At 38.4% G+C, this 13,405-nt stretch carries 13 protein-coding genes; 7 read left to right on the top strand and 6 right to left on the bottom strand.

Annotation, left to right across the window (positions count from 1 at the left end; genetic code table 11):
• Positions 1-141: 141 nt before the first annotated feature.
• On the top strand, positions 142-525 hold the full coding sequence (locus HUU81_RS06590) for a GntR family transcriptional regulator (protein WP_199611449.1): 384 nt from the start codon (positions 142-144) through the stop codon (positions 523-525).
• 40 nt (positions 526-565) lie between these two features.
• Complete coding sequence (locus tag HUU81_RS06585) at positions 566-1,414, top strand: hypothetical protein (protein ID WP_199611448.1); 849 nt, start codon at positions 566-568, stop codon at positions 1,412-1,414.
• A gap of 123 nt (positions 1,415-1,537) precedes the next feature.
• On the opposite strand, the gene miaE is transcribed toward HUU81_RS06585, so the two are convergent.
• The 6 genes from miaE to HUU81_RS06555 form a co-directional block, all read right to left on the bottom strand.
• Complete coding sequence (gene miaE / locus HUU81_RS06580; protein WP_199611983.1) at positions 1,538-2,296, bottom strand: tRNA isopentenyl-2-thiomethyl-A-37 hydroxylase MiaE; 759 nt, start codon at positions 2,294-2,296, stop codon at positions 1,538-1,540.
• Positions 2,297-2,562: 266 nt separating this feature from the next.
• Positions 2,563-3,846 carry an ATP-binding protein gene (locus tag HUU81_RS06575; protein ID WP_199611447.1) on the bottom strand — a complete coding sequence of 428 codons (1,284 nt, stop codon included), beginning with the start codon at positions 3,844-3,846 and terminating at the stop codon, positions 2,563-2,565.
• A gap of 3 nt (positions 3,847-3,849) precedes the next feature.
• On the bottom strand, positions 3,850-4,587 hold the full coding sequence (locus HUU81_RS06570; RefSeq protein WP_199611446.1) for a response regulator: 738 nt from the start codon (positions 4,585-4,587) through the stop codon (positions 3,850-3,852).
• Between the two features lie 39 nt (positions 4,588-4,626).
• Positions 4,627-5,811 carry a serine hydrolase domain-containing protein gene (locus tag HUU81_RS06565; RefSeq protein WP_199611445.1) on the bottom strand — a complete coding sequence of 395 codons (1,185 nt, stop codon included), beginning with the start codon at positions 5,809-5,811 and terminating at the stop codon, positions 4,627-4,629.
• A 216-nt stretch (positions 5,812-6,027) separates the two neighbouring features.
• Positions 6,028-6,423: a DUF3019 domain-containing protein gene (locus HUU81_RS06560; protein ID WP_199611444.1), complete on the bottom strand. Its 396-nt coding sequence runs from the start codon at positions 6,421-6,423 to the stop codon at positions 6,028-6,030.
• 16 nt (positions 6,424-6,439) lie between these two features.
• Positions 6,440-7,213: a MipA/OmpV family protein gene (locus HUU81_RS06555; protein WP_233520588.1), complete on the bottom strand. Its 774-nt coding sequence runs from the start codon at positions 7,211-7,213 to the stop codon at positions 6,440-6,442.
• 609 nt (positions 7,214-7,822) lie between these two features.
• Here HUU81_RS06555 and HUU81_RS06550 point away from each other — a divergent pair.
• The 5 genes from HUU81_RS06550 (at position 7,823) to HUU81_RS06530 (ending at position 13,393) form a co-directional block, all read left to right on the top strand.
• Entirely contained in the window at positions 7,823-8,419 is a 597-nt protein-coding gene (locus tag HUU81_RS06550; RefSeq protein WP_199611443.1) for a Yip1 family protein, read from the top strand.
• Positions 8,420-8,635: 216 nt separating this feature from the next.
• Positions 8,636-10,264, top strand: a complete 1,629-nt coding sequence (locus HUU81_RS06545; RefSeq protein WP_199611442.1) for an AMP-binding protein — start codon at positions 8,636-8,638, stop codon at positions 10,262-10,264.
• A gap of 22 nt (positions 10,265-10,286) precedes the next feature.
• Positions 10,287-10,586: a DUF6506 family protein gene (locus HUU81_RS06540; RefSeq protein ID WP_199611441.1), complete on the top strand. Its 300-nt coding sequence runs from the start codon at positions 10,287-10,289 to the stop codon at positions 10,584-10,586.
• 28 nt (positions 10,587-10,614) lie between these two features.
• Complete coding sequence (locus HUU81_RS06535; protein WP_199611440.1) at positions 10,615-11,874, top strand: iron-containing alcohol dehydrogenase; 1,260 nt, start codon at positions 10,615-10,617, stop codon at positions 11,872-11,874.
• A gap of 367 nt (positions 11,875-12,241) precedes the next feature.
• Entirely contained in the window at positions 12,242-13,393 is a 1,152-nt protein-coding gene (locus HUU81_RS06530; protein WP_233520587.1) for a putative porin, read from the top strand.
• The last annotated feature ends 12 nt before the right edge of the window (positions 13,394-13,405 follow it).

The raw sequence follows: 13,405 nt of genomic DNA, 5'->3' as shown, positions 1-13,405 counted from the left end.
ACATTTAAATCATGAAAAATGTCGACTTACCAATTGTCTATTTTTCACCCATAAACCTTGCGTTTATAAAGAACCAGTTGTACCATTGTTACTAGTGGTACATGTTAAACATTTAAATACACAATTAACAAAGTTGAAATAATGCAAATATTGATTGATATAGATGCGCCGATGCCTTTGTACTCACAACTCATCCAGCAAATTAAGCAGGCAGTGCTGCAAAAAAAGATTAAAACTGGCGATGCACTGCCCTCAATCAGACAGCTGGCAAATGATTTGGATGTTAATAACAAAACCGTTGCTAAAGCATATCGGCTGTTAGAGCGAGATTTGGTAATACAAACAAAAGGGTATAGAGGAACTTTTGTTCATCCGGAAGCCTTTGCAAATTGCCAAACCAATTTAGGCGACCTTGCAACAGAAAAGCTTCAAAAAACAATTTCAGCATTAAAAAGTGAAGGTGTTACAGATTCAGAAATTCGAATCGCATTTGGCAACTTAATGAATAATCGTATTAAACAATAATATTTTACTTTTACGTAAAACAATTCAAAAGGAAAAGACGATGAACATTGAAGTACTATTTTATATTCTATTTTTCGCCCAAATAGTGATCATTTCTCACTATTACCCCAGAAAATTTTTAGCGATAACACGCGATATTATACGAACGCACCCACCAGAAGAATATCCCAAATTATACCCATTGCCGTTAAGTGTACTAGAAAGAAAAATGCGGTTTTATAGTGACTTAAATTTAACGGCCTTATTAATAGGGCTTGGTATTTTAATTCATGGCATTACTGCCTCAAATGGTCAGCTACTTAATTGGGATAATGGCACTGTGATTACAGGCTACATTTTTATACAAGTTATTCCCATACTATACGCATCATATGCAGGCTGTGAATATTCCAAAATAATGAAGCTTTCGAATAAAAGTAACAAGCGCTATGCAGACTTAACCCCCAGAAAATTATCTCATTACGTTAGCCCATATTATTTATATGCCGCTGGTATCTGTTATCTATTATTTATCGCACTGGTCGTATATTTTATGTATCACCCATTTGATGGGTTTGCAGGTCTAGGCAACATTGCGGGTGTCACCTTTTTAAACCTATTTTTTGCCACGCTTATTTTACGTCAATTATATGGCAAAAATAGTGTTCCTCTTATGTCGTCACAAGATAAGTTTTTACAACTTCAAAACTCAATAAAAATTGCGGTGTTTGTAAGCATCGCAATGACTGTTCATATTTCATTAAGCATTATATTTTCGGCAGTTAATCAACCGCAATTACAAGACTCAATGCACAGCCTTTATATGTTGGTGATATTTATCTTTGCGTGTAAACACATCAAAATAGACTTATTAGATTTTGATGTTTACAAAGAAAAAAGTGAAAGCTAAAGCAAGTAAACGCTAGCCTACGAAGAACTTAAACGGCGACTAAGTTAGACAATGAATGACGACCAATAACAGCCCAGAATAAAAGCTGTTATTGGTTATTAATGCTAAAGGGTGTGAGGGTGCTTAAACTGGTAAGCCACTGTGAAACTTAAAGTCTTCATCTGGCGATGAAATCAAATCAGCTTCTACCTTGCCAAAGTAAGCTACCCTTTCAGAAATATCATGGCCCGCAATTTCTTCTGCTAACGTTAAATAGTCTTGGTAATGACGCGCTTCTGAGCGAAGTAATGAAACATAAAAGTCGCCCAAGCGTTTATCAACGTGTGGCGCTAGTTTAGCGAAACGCTCACATGAACGGGCTTCGATGTAAGCGCCGCAAATTAACTTATCAATTAACGTGTGAGGTTCATGATTGGTAACGTGAGTCAACATCCCTTTGGCATAGCGGCTAGAGCTGATGTTTTCATATGGGATATCGTATTCATCCATGATCTCTAAAACTTGATAAAAGTGATGCAACTCTTCTTTGATTAGCAGCACCATTTTATTGATCAAATCTTGGCCGTAGGGTGTGCCAGACTTAGGCAGCATTGCTTTGGTTAAATTATTGTATTTAGCCAAATCTTTCCAGTCACCTTCTTTCCTATAAGAAAAGTCCTCAAATGGCTTTAACCAAGCTAGCAAGGCATCACCACTTTCTTTATCAACGGCATACTTACGTATCATAAACATCGCACTTTGGGCAGCCTTGAGTTCGCATACTAGATGATCTAATAGCAATGTTGGGAGGTTTTCTTCTTTTATGGCTTCCTCGATCCATTCGGTAGGAGTTTCACACCCCAAAAACCCCTTGATCGGCTTTAATAATTCTTCCAATTTTATATCTCTTGGTGAGTGGCTGTGTTTAGACAGTTGCTAAATTTCTAACGTTATAATTGGGCTGCATTCTACCACAAACAAGAATAATGTTTTTAACAAGGATCAATAACTACGAGCAAATATTGCCATACTTGCGACGATAGGTTGATGTTATCGCCTCACTGTTTAATCATGAGTGCGCCACTTATTATCTGATTTCTTGAGTAACGCTATAAATGAAATACTGAAATACACCTACCTGCCAGTAGTCGATACCATTTGAATTCAGGTTAATTGTTCTTAGGAAATACTATCTTAAATTCAGCGCCAGAAAGTTCATGAGAGTCGCCAATGACTAGAACAGCGTTATGCCAATCAAGCACTCGTTTTACAATCGCTAGTCCAACTCCATGCCCTTTATGGCCTGCCCCACCTCTCACTCCACGAATAAACGGCTTAACTATTTGTTCTCGCATTTTTTCGGGTATCCCTTCGCCGTCATCAGAAACTCGAACAACAAAAGCATCCCCCTCAACGTCTATATCAACGTTTACCCTGCTTTGCCCATAATTGATGGCATTTTGAATAATATTATTAAGCGCCATCTTTAAGTAATGTCTATCGGCATTTGCCGTCATTTGTTGCTCATTACAGTTAAAACTAATTTCAACTGTATCGCATTGTTTGCTGTCAATGCATTCATTGAGCAATTGAGTAAGTTCAACGGGTACTTTTTTGAGTGTCAACGTTTGTTGGTCAAGCCTTGCAAAATTTAACAGCGCTTCTACAAGCGAGGTCATTTCGTCAACATCTTTGCCAAGCTTTTGCTGTAGCCTTATACGTTGTGCGCTATCTTCAACCTCCTCTAAGGTATCAAGACCAAACCGAATCCTAGCTAGCGGCGTTCTTAAGTCGTGTGACACTGCGGTACTCAATAATTTCACATCACCAACCAAACTATTAATGCGTTTTGCCATCGTATTAAACTCAAGTTCGATATCTCGGATATAAGATACGGAGTGAGTTGAAATTTGCTCATCTAACTTGCCATTGCCGAATGACTTGGCTGCCTTTCTCAATGAAGATAATTGCTTTAGTAATGGGTAAGCCCAGATCAAAAATAATAAAACAAGTGATACGTAAAACGATAAGGTCAACATGTATTGCTGATCTGTATATTTACTTGCCTGTGATAATCGCGGGAATTCAAACACCAAAATTTGTTGCTTGTTACTAAGGTAAAAATGCAGCAATTGGCTGTGCTGTGTTTCTAAATTTACTAGCTCGCCCTGCATGAGTTGCTCCATAAGCGCTCTTGGTAATGCGACCTCTTCTAACTCATTAATATAAATAGTGTACTGACTGTTTGTTGGCCAATGAGATAAAAACTCGTTAATGTTTGACGTTGAGTCAATCACTGTAGCCAAGTCTCTTCCTATTCCTTCAGCCATTTCGATCGTTGTTACGGATCGATTTTCTTGTTGGTATTGCGCGTATACCATATCGAAAAGCCAGCCCAGACTAACCGTTGCTAAAACAGTAACCGTTATTAAAGATATAAGTAGATAGCGCATTAGTTACCAAGCACTTTTAACTAACAAATAACCTTTACCCCATACGGTTTTAATACGGTATGGCTTAGTCGCGTTATCTTTAAGCTTTTTTCGCAACTTAGAAACGATTAAATCAACCGTACGATCGAAGCCGTCGTAATCGAATCCTCTTAACGATTGAATTAACTCGTCACGAGTAACCGTATTACCAGCACGCACTGCAAGTGACCATAACAAATCAAATTCATTCGAAGAAATATCTACTACGGCATCATTCAGTTCAACAGAGCGCGCTTGCTTATCTATCTTAAAGTTTCCGTATTGAATAGTCTCTTCACTGCTTGTATCGTCCTCTGTACTCTTTTGACTTTGCTGGATGAGTGTTTGTCGCGCTAAATTCTTACGAATTTTAGTCGCAAGTACATTGGCTCGAATAGGTTTAGTGAGATAATCATCTGCCCCCATTTCCAGGCCAAGTACTTCATCTAGCTCTTCGTCTCTTGCCGTCACCATCAGAATAGTATTTGTAAAGTCAGGTCTAACGGCTTTTAACACATCAATACCATCCAGACCAGGTAACATGCCATCAAGAATAACGAGGTCTGGATTATGCTCTTTAATAAAAGGTACAGCTAAATCTCCACGGTCGATAACAGTCACTTGATAGAGTTTCAATTCTAAGTACTCTTTGACCCAATCAACCAAACTAGCGTCATCTTCCACGATTAAAATATGAGCGGTATATTGTGTTGTTTTTGTCATTTTTATTTTACTTACTTCTTTAGAGCGTACCCTAATCTATTATTTTAATTCATTATTTAAGATAGCGTGCACGACTTTATCTGATTCAACTTCACATTGCACATTTAAACCACAGTTGAAAAAGGCGGTGATACTAGTCTGTGTCTCTGCAATGAAAATATTAGTTGTAGAATACCCCGCTTCAATGCCTCCGTGATGATAAACGGTTTTATTATTAATTCTTTCTTTGTAAATTCCTAAGCCATATTCTTGAGCCTCGCTAATTTTGACCAACGACGCCTGTTCAAAGAACTTGCTTTGTACCTCTTGAGAAAATACAGAGTCAGGCGAGACAATATGTTTGAGTAGCGCCGCTAAATCTTCAACATTAGACCTTAAAGGTGCGTCGGCATAACCTATAGACTCGTAAAATGGTTTAGTATTAAGCGTACCAAATGTGTCGTGCTGGTAATACCCCGAAATAATATCGCCCACTTGCTTTTCTACACCGCCATAAAAGCTACTGTTCATGCCTAGGGGTTCAATGATTCTCTCTCGCATAGCAGCTGAGTGGTGCTCCCCTAACAACTTATCAAGAATTAACCCAACTAATAGATAACCTGTATTGGAATAGTTAAATGCTTCACCTGGCATTGCATAGGCAGGTTTATTTAACGCGAAAGCCAATGCAAACGGGTCTAATTTAAGCTGAGATAAATCTGAAGTTAACAGCGTACTGTAGTAATCGGTTGCTGTTTGTTCATCTAAATAGTTGTAAACACCTGATGTATTATTAAGCAATTGCCTAATGGTGATTTGGTCACTGTTTTCAATTTGGCTTAGTATTTCAGCATCTAAAAAAGTATTTATCTTAGCGTCTAAGCTAAGCAAACCCTCTTGTTCTAGCAATACCGTTAATAATGCTGTGAGCTTTTTTCCTGCACTGCCTGTAGGCATAACATGATACGTTTGCATTGGGGTCTGAGTTTCAATATCTGCAAGTCCAGCAGCCCCTAAAAATCTAGACTCTGGCGTCTCCACCAATAAAACAATGCCAGGTACCGCGTCGGAAATGGCGCTATCAATAGCAGCTTGATAGTCAAATGATTGCTGTACTTCCTCGGGTGCTTTAACTATTTCCGCAGTACTATTAGATGTATTACTACTACCACTGTCACAACCTGTTAATAGTGACAAGCTCATCAACATTGCTACCAAGCCGTTTTTACCGTTAATCTTATTCATTTCATTCTTCCTTACACATTAGTTTTTGTTTGACGTGATAAGGTTAAAACGATTGAAATTGATTTGACGTATAGAGATATTTAAAAATGTAGCTTTTTGTACAATTCAAATAATTTAAGAGCTGAACTAGCTGAAATTGAAGCCTCTAAACTCAAAAAGCACACTAAGTTGCTACTCAATGCGCTTTTTCATTGTCTTGAATAAGTAGGGTAAAAATTAAAATATTCGCCAAGACGCGTGTGAAAACTTCTCTTTTTTATATACCCAAGCCAAGGGGAGTGTACTACTAACGACTACTTGCCCACTTTTAGCTTTCTTCAATGAGTATGCAACATCATCATTCATTTCCACTTCCTGAGAAAATGCACCTTGCTTAGTGGAATACCAGCATTGAAGCGGTTTTTTCTGCAACGTAGAGAATAGACAATAATCTCCAATATCAGATACTTGCCAAACAACCGATACACTTACATAACAAACTTCACCTTGCTTCAAAGACACACATTTAGTTGGCTTAATTGTCAACGTTGGTAAACTTGCAGGCTCTTTTGCTTGTATAAATAAGGACGCACCAGCCAAACTAAAACAAATCAGTAATGTAAATGAATTCATAACTTTATTTTTGATATTAGAATACATACTTTACTACCACGGCTGCTTTAACGACTCTATTACCATCAACCAGCGGGCTATCAGTAATGCCAGTGGGTAAGAGCGTAGTTCTAGCAAATGCCTCAAAAACCCAATGTTCATTAATCGGATAACTCGCACCTACTTGGCCTGTATACTCGAACCCAGCATCGCCTTTATAGGAAGGCAAACCTTCAAATTCATTTTCATTTACCCCATAAAAATAATTAACAACGCCTTCGTTGCGATACTCTATGCCAATACTTCCATAAACATCCCAGTTATAATATTGGTAATTCTGGCTTAGCCAAGCAGAAGCGTATAAACCAACATCAGGATCACCACTCGCGCCAGCAACAATAAACTTCAAATGAGTCTGATCAAAGTCCCCTAAAATCCTCAATCCAAGTTTAGAGTGACTCTCTCTCGTACTGACACGCTCAGTGCCAGGTACCTTATGCTCAAGATCTCTATGGTTCATTGCCAGTTGTATGTCATATGACCAGTTTTCGGTATTGAGAAAGTTGTAGCCCAAAGAAAGTACTGTGGATTGCTGCTTTGAAGTCCCATGAGGTAACTCAACAAAAACACCGTATAATTGATACCGACCATTCACATACAGATCCAAGCCAGAATCATCTTCATTGTCAAAAATAAACGGGTCAGATTCATGACCTTGACCTACCCCAAAATCAAGATAGCCTCCGTCTCGAATATTCTTCTCAGCTGCTGAAGCCTGAGAAAAAATCATCAATGTGCTAAAGCTAAACACACGTAAAATTATCGTAAAAAGCAATTTAAATTTATGCACTATTCTCTTCCATTTAAAACGAATTATTGTGAGCAAAGGGTATCAAGGCAACTTTGAATAGGACGTATAGATTTGTGAGAAACTGTATGGAAATGTACTTCATGGTAGAAAAATCTTATAAGATAACTATCGTTAGAAAATAATATCAATTCCTATACTATTAAAATTTATAACTTTTTTCCATTTATACCTACATACTCATTATGATTGACTGTAGATAAATATCGCAGAAGCGAATAGTCAATGATCTAGACTATGATGCCCAACAAAATAATAATGACTCATTCCCCCATAATAATATTTCCCTAGCCATACTACGGATTGATTAATACTGAACCATCACCTCTTACTTGAAGGTGCGGCTGTTATTGTGCAAGAGCTTCTCCCCAGTTGCTTTGGATTTTGGATATAGTTTGGCGGAAAAAGCCAAGAAATGATTTCTTGACGTGAGCTTTTAAATAGGTCATAAATTAAACTAGAGTTGCATAAAAAGCAGCCAAGTGATTGCACTTTACCCATAGTTTGGCGGGAAATAGTGCTTTAGGGGAAGTTACTAGAAGGAATGGCAATATGATTTTAAACCATCTATGGGGATTATATGCCCACCCAGTTGAAGAGTGGCATACTATTGACGAACGTCATGAATCTTTTAAATACAGTATGTCTCATATACTGTTAATTGCGTTAATACCCTCAATTTGCGGATATTTTTCTGCAGTACACATTGGCTGGAGTATTGGTGTTGGTGATCCAATTAAAATAACAGCCGACAGCGCCTTATATTTGTCCGTTGGGATGTACTTTGCGTTAATAATAGGTGTATTTTTACTTGCTTATTTAGCGCATTGGATGGCACACACCTTTGGTGCTGAGCCAACCTATACACAAACATTAGAGTTAGCAGCTTACACTGCAACACCAATATTTATGTCAGCGATTAGCGCGCTATATCCTGAGCTATGGTTTGTTATGCTAGCTGGGCTTGCGGGTTTAGCTTACTCTGTGTATTTGCTTTATTCTGGCGTCCCTATTCTTATGCATATTCCTGAAGATCGTGGGTTTATTTATGCAAGTTCGGTGGTCACTTGTGGCTTAATTTTACTTGTGTGTATTTTAGCAGCAACAGCAACTCTATGGAGTTCTGGTTACATGCCAGTTTTTAACTAATATTTACTTGATGGGAATCGAATTTAGTCAGAAAACATTTTTAGAATAAAAATTGTTTTAGTTTTTCCTAGTTGTTTTGGAATGTTGTTATGAAACAAACGTGATACCGCCCACATAATATGGGCGGTTTTTTTATACTTATTGCTTGCTAACCAATTAAATTTAGTACATAAATTGTATATCCCAATAATAAAAACAACGTAAGGGAAAATAACTATGGCAACGTTTGATCAATTAAGCGACATTAAACTAGCGGAACACGAAACGCTTATTCAACTTCTTAATGATACCTTCGAGAAATATTCAAACAAACCAGCATTTCACTGTTTAGGCCAAACACTTACATTTAACGATATCGACCAAAAATCAAAAGCGGTCGCGGCTTGGTTTCAAGAAAACACAACTTTAAAACAAGGCGATAGAATTGCCATTCAATTACCAAATTTAATTCAATTTCCGATTGTGGCATATGCGGCCATACGTTGCGGCTATATATTAGTCAATACCAACCCGTTGTACACGCCAAGAGAGATGCAGCACCAATTTAGTAATTCAAATGCAAAAATGCTGATAACGTTAACCAGCAACCTCTCTAAATTTGAAGAAATTGCAGACCATACTGGCATAGAATATGTCATTACAACGTCACCTACTGATTTAATTGATCTAAAAAACAGCAGCTCTATAAAGGCTGAGAGCGGAACCAGCGTCAGTAATAAACCATTTAACTTACAAACATTAACCAATATATTAGTAAGTGACTGCACCGCTAATTATCAACAGCCACAATCTAACAACCAAAACGATATTGCATTATTACAATATACTGGCGGAACCACAGGTCCAGCTAAAGCAGCATCGTTATCACAGGCAAATGTGTTAAGTAATGTAAAACAATCATATTCACGCCTTGGGGATGCATGTAAGGAAGGAGAAGAAGTATTCGCCTGCCCTCTTCCTGTTTACCACATTTATGCATTTACCGTTAACTTACTGCTATTTTTCTCTCGTGGTAATTTAAATGTGCTTATTCCCAATCCTCGTGATATGGACGCATTCATTAATACCCTTAGTCAATTTAAAATTACGGGTATCTCTGGCATCAATACGTTATTTGTAGGGCTGTGTTATCACCCAAATATAAAACAAATTGATTTTACACAATTACACTTTTCTCTATCAGGTGGAACAACGCTTACCCCTATTGCAGCAAAACTATGGAAAGAAACAACGGGCTGCACCATTACAGAAGGGTATGGCCTGTCAGAAACATCACCGGTGCTTACTTTAAACCCACCGGGACACGAAGTGATCGGCTCTGTTGGCTTGCCACTCGTTGGTACAGAAATTGAAATTTGGGATGACAATGGCAAACCAGTCGCGCAAGGTGAAGAAGGAGAGCTTGTTGCGCGTGGTCCACAAATCATGTTGGGTTATTGGCAAAATGAAGAAGCAACAAGCACAACGATTACGCCAAACGGCTGGCTAAAAACGGGTGATATTGCGGTGAAGCTTAATAATGGGTATATAAAAATTGTCGACCGTAAAAAAGACATGATCATCGTTTCCGGCTTTAATGTTTACCCTAACGAAGTTGAAGCAGTATTAACAATGCACGATGAGATAGCGGAAGCTGCTGTTATTGGTGAGGCTGACGATCACAGTGGAGAGTGCGTAGTGGCGTATGTAGTGGCAAAAGCAGGCGCGGAGGTTACAGCACAAGCCATTATCGACTTTTGCAAAACCCAGCTAACTGGTTACAAAGTGCCTAAAAAAGTTAATTTAGTTTCTGAACTACCTAAATCTTCAGTAGGCAAAATTTTACGAAAAGACCTCAGAAAATAAAGATAACTAAAGGAATGCGTATATGAAGCTAAACCATTATGGGTTTATTGTTTTAGCCCCTGACTATCAGCCCAATCAACAACAAGCACAACTAAAAAATGAGGTGTTTCATACAGAAATTGTTGGTGTAAGCTCTGTTGAACATGCCATAGACGAAGCAAAAAAGATGATTGAACGCGGCACCCAACTTATTGAGCTTTGTGGTGGTTTTGGTGAAGATAAGGCCAACCAAGTAATCAATGCTTTAGATACACATGTGCCTATTGGGTACGTTGGCTTTTCTGCCAACGAGAATACAAAGTTAACACGCTTATTAGAATGATTTTTAAATTAAATGCAGGATGTAGTAGATGTCGCTTTCAATAAAGGTAATGTTTTATAAAGGCTTAACAAAACTAACAAAGTTTATTTTTACCTTTGTGGCTATACCAAAACCCACTGTATTTGTTGGCGATAAATCAACTGAGCAACTGTGCAATATGGTAGCTCAATTCAACCTGAAACGTACTTTAATAGTAACTGACAACATATTAGAAGAGCTTGGGTTAGTAGCAAAAGTTGAAAGTGCTCTTAACGAAGCCGGTGTAAACGCCGTTGTATATAATGGTGTAACACCAGACCCAACATTTACCATAGTGGATGAGACTGTTTCACTATTAAGCCAACATAACTGCGATAATATTATTGCGCTAGGTGGCGGTTCAGCTATTGATGCAGCAAAAGTGGCTGCACTTTGTGCAACTAATCCAAATCGAGATGCCAAAAAACTTGGCGGGTTTTTTAAAGCAAAACACCGAGGATTGCCACTGTTCGCCATTCCAACAACCGCAGGAACCGGCTCAGAAGTCACTATTGCAGCCGTTGTATCAGATCCTATTACGCACGCCAAAGCGCCAGTAGTTGACACAAAAGTTGTGCCGCTCGCAGCTGCGTTAGATCCAACAATTATGATAGGGTTGCCCTCACCTATTACTGCGGCAACAGGTATGGACGCCTTAACACACGCAATCGAATCATTCCTAGGCAAATTTGCTACAGCAGAAACTGATAGTTATGCATTAGCTGCAGTCACCATGATTTTCAATTACTTACCACGTGCATATAAAAACGGGGAAGATATTGAAGCGCGAGAAGCTATGGCATTAGCCTCTTTTTATGCCGGGCTTGCTTTCACTCAGGCTAGTGTCGGTTATGTTCATGCTATTGCTCATAATTTTGGTGCAAAATATGGCACTCCACATGGCTTAGCTAACGCAATTGTGCTGCCTTATATTCTCGATTATTACCAACAAGACTGTAATGAACGCTTAGCCATGCTATCACTTACCATAAATCCTATTAAAGAAAGTATCCCTGTCTCGGCACAACTGCAATCCCTTACTCAAGCAGAAAAAGAGGTTCTTGCACAACAATTTATAAATGATGTGAAACAGCTAAATGCAAGCATGAATATTCCTAAGCAGTTAGATGCATTAAAAGAGCAAGATATTCGCCTTATTGCTAAAGCGGCGCTAAAAGAGGCCCACCTTCAGTACACATATCCAGTTCCTAAGTATATGGATATAACCACCTGTGAAAGTATCATTCATCAGATGCTTCCATCAGTTTGATATACGTATTTGCTCAAAACTCAGGGAACTCTTTAATACACAAAAATATAAAGGAATAAATTGTTTTTTATCAGAAATATCCTACCTTTAACACTTAGAGCGTTACGTACTTTCAAAATATGTGATTATACGGTTAGCCATCGCTCTGAATAATTACAGCAGTAAAATTGGAAGCTAATATAACCCTTTAATCAAGCTCAAATTAAATGAATTAAAACACTAGCGCATTATTGGTTGGCTTTAGTAAGTGTCAACATAGTGAATGAACAAGTCTGTTAATGTGTTCCTAACTTAAGTCGCATGCACTAGTAATTTTCCACATCAGTAATAATGCAGTAGGTGATGACTAACTCTTAATGGAGCAACAATGATGCATTCAAGACTTTCGTTATTAGCCCTAGTGGCAACAGGCGCCTGTTTTTCAACTCACTTATATGCAGAAATTGATATCTCGGGGTATGGCTCTATCGTAGCTGGAAGAACACTAGGTACGGTTGAAGATCCATTAAACCCCGGTCAAGAAAGAGATGAAATTTTAACAGCAGACTTTTACGATGTTGGCCAATATGACAATGACTTCTCGTTTAAGCCTGAATCTGTTTTCGGTTTGCAATTTAGAGCAGATCTAGGAGAGAGCTTAGCGGTTACCGCTCAGCTCGTCGCGAAAGGAACGGATGATTTTGAACCTGAATTTGATTGGTTTTATCTAACATATCAAGCAACCGACGATTTAACCTTAATGGCGGGGCGCAGAAATATTCCGATGTATTACTTTTCAGAATTTTCTGAAATAGGCTATGCCTACCCTTGGGTGCGTCCTCCTTCAAACTTATATTGGTGGCAGGTTACTCAGTTTGATGGCTTTCACGCAATGTACAGCTTCCAAACGGGCGATTATTCTAATGTAATCACCGTATTTTATGGAAATGAAACATCAAACGATAATAAAGAATTAAAGTATTACAATCGCCTGTATGGCGGTAATGCACAAGCAGTTAATGAGTTTTGGAAGAACATAATTGGGTTTAACTGGAACTTTTCTGGCGACTTTTTTGACTTGCGTTTTGTTTATTTTGAAAATGATAGAGAGCGTACCACCATTAATGCCGATGGCTCAGCGACCGATTCCGATCCATTCACCCAAAAATTTATCGGATTGGGCGGTACAGCAGACCTTGCACAGTTTACCATTTTATTTGACATGAACCTTGTTGAATACACTGACGCAGTGGGCACTGAATATCCGACTTATCTAGTCTCAGTCGTTTACAACATTGATGAGTTTCACCCCTACATTAGCTACTCGAAAGCAGATCACGAACGAACTAAAGGGCTTGCCAGAACTGAAAACTTAGAAGAGCATTACATGCTGAGTTATGGTATTCGTTATGATTTTCATTCAAATGCGGCATTAAAGGTTCAGTACGACAAATTTGTTGATCAAGGTGATAAAGCAACTGGCTGGGCGTACCATGGAGATTCAGAAACAATCACAATTGGTGTAGATTTTACATTCTAGAACCGAGGGCGT

It is taken from the genome of Flocculibacter collagenilyticus (assembly GCF_016469335.1).
Taxonomy (GTDB): Bacteria; Pseudomonadota; Gammaproteobacteria; order Enterobacterales; family Alteromonadaceae; genus Flocculibacter; species Flocculibacter collagenilyticus.
This window is presented reverse-complemented; position numbering and strand designations above follow the sequence as displayed.

What these genes read in the sequence shown, in the direction of transcription:
- HUU81_RS06590 (WP_199611449.1), top strand. Translation starts at nt 142, where the DNA reads ATGCAAATATTGATTGATATAGATGCGCCGATGCCTTTGTACTCACAA.
- HUU81_RS06585 (WP_199611448.1), top strand. Translation starts at nt 566, where the DNA reads ATGAACATTGAAGTACTATTTTATATTCTATTTTTCGCCCAAATAGTG.
- HUU81_RS06575 (WP_199611447.1), bottom strand. Translation starts at nt 3,846, where the DNA reads ATGCGCTATCTACTTATATCTTTAATAACGGTTACTGTTTTAGCAACG.
- HUU81_RS06570 (WP_199611446.1), bottom strand. Translation starts at nt 4,587, where the DNA reads ATGACAAAAACAACACAATATACCGCTCATATTTTAATCGTGGAAGAT.
- HUU81_RS06565 (WP_199611445.1), bottom strand. Translation starts at nt 5,811, where the DNA reads ATGAATAAGATTAACGGTAAAAACGGCTTGGTAGCAATGTTGATGAGC.
- HUU81_RS06560 (WP_199611444.1), bottom strand. Translation starts at nt 6,423, where the DNA reads ATGAATTCATTTACATTACTGATTTGTTTTAGTTTGGCTGGTGCGTCC.
- HUU81_RS06550 (WP_199611443.1), top strand. Translation starts at nt 7,823, where the DNA reads ATGATTTTAAACCATCTATGGGGATTATATGCCCACCCAGTTGAAGAG.
- HUU81_RS06545 (WP_199611442.1), top strand. Translation starts at nt 8,636, where the DNA reads ATGGCAACGTTTGATCAATTAAGCGACATTAAACTAGCGGAACACGAA.
- HUU81_RS06540 (WP_199611441.1), top strand. Translation starts at nt 10,287, where the DNA reads ATGAAGCTAAACCATTATGGGTTTATTGTTTTAGCCCCTGACTATCAG.
- HUU81_RS06535 (WP_199611440.1), top strand. Translation starts at nt 10,615, where the DNA reads ATGTCGCTTTCAATAAAGGTAATGTTTTATAAAGGCTTAACAAAACTA.
- HUU81_RS06530 (WP_233520587.1), top strand. Translation starts at nt 12,242, where the DNA reads ATGATGCATTCAAGACTTTCGTTATTAGCCCTAGTGGCAACAGGCGCC.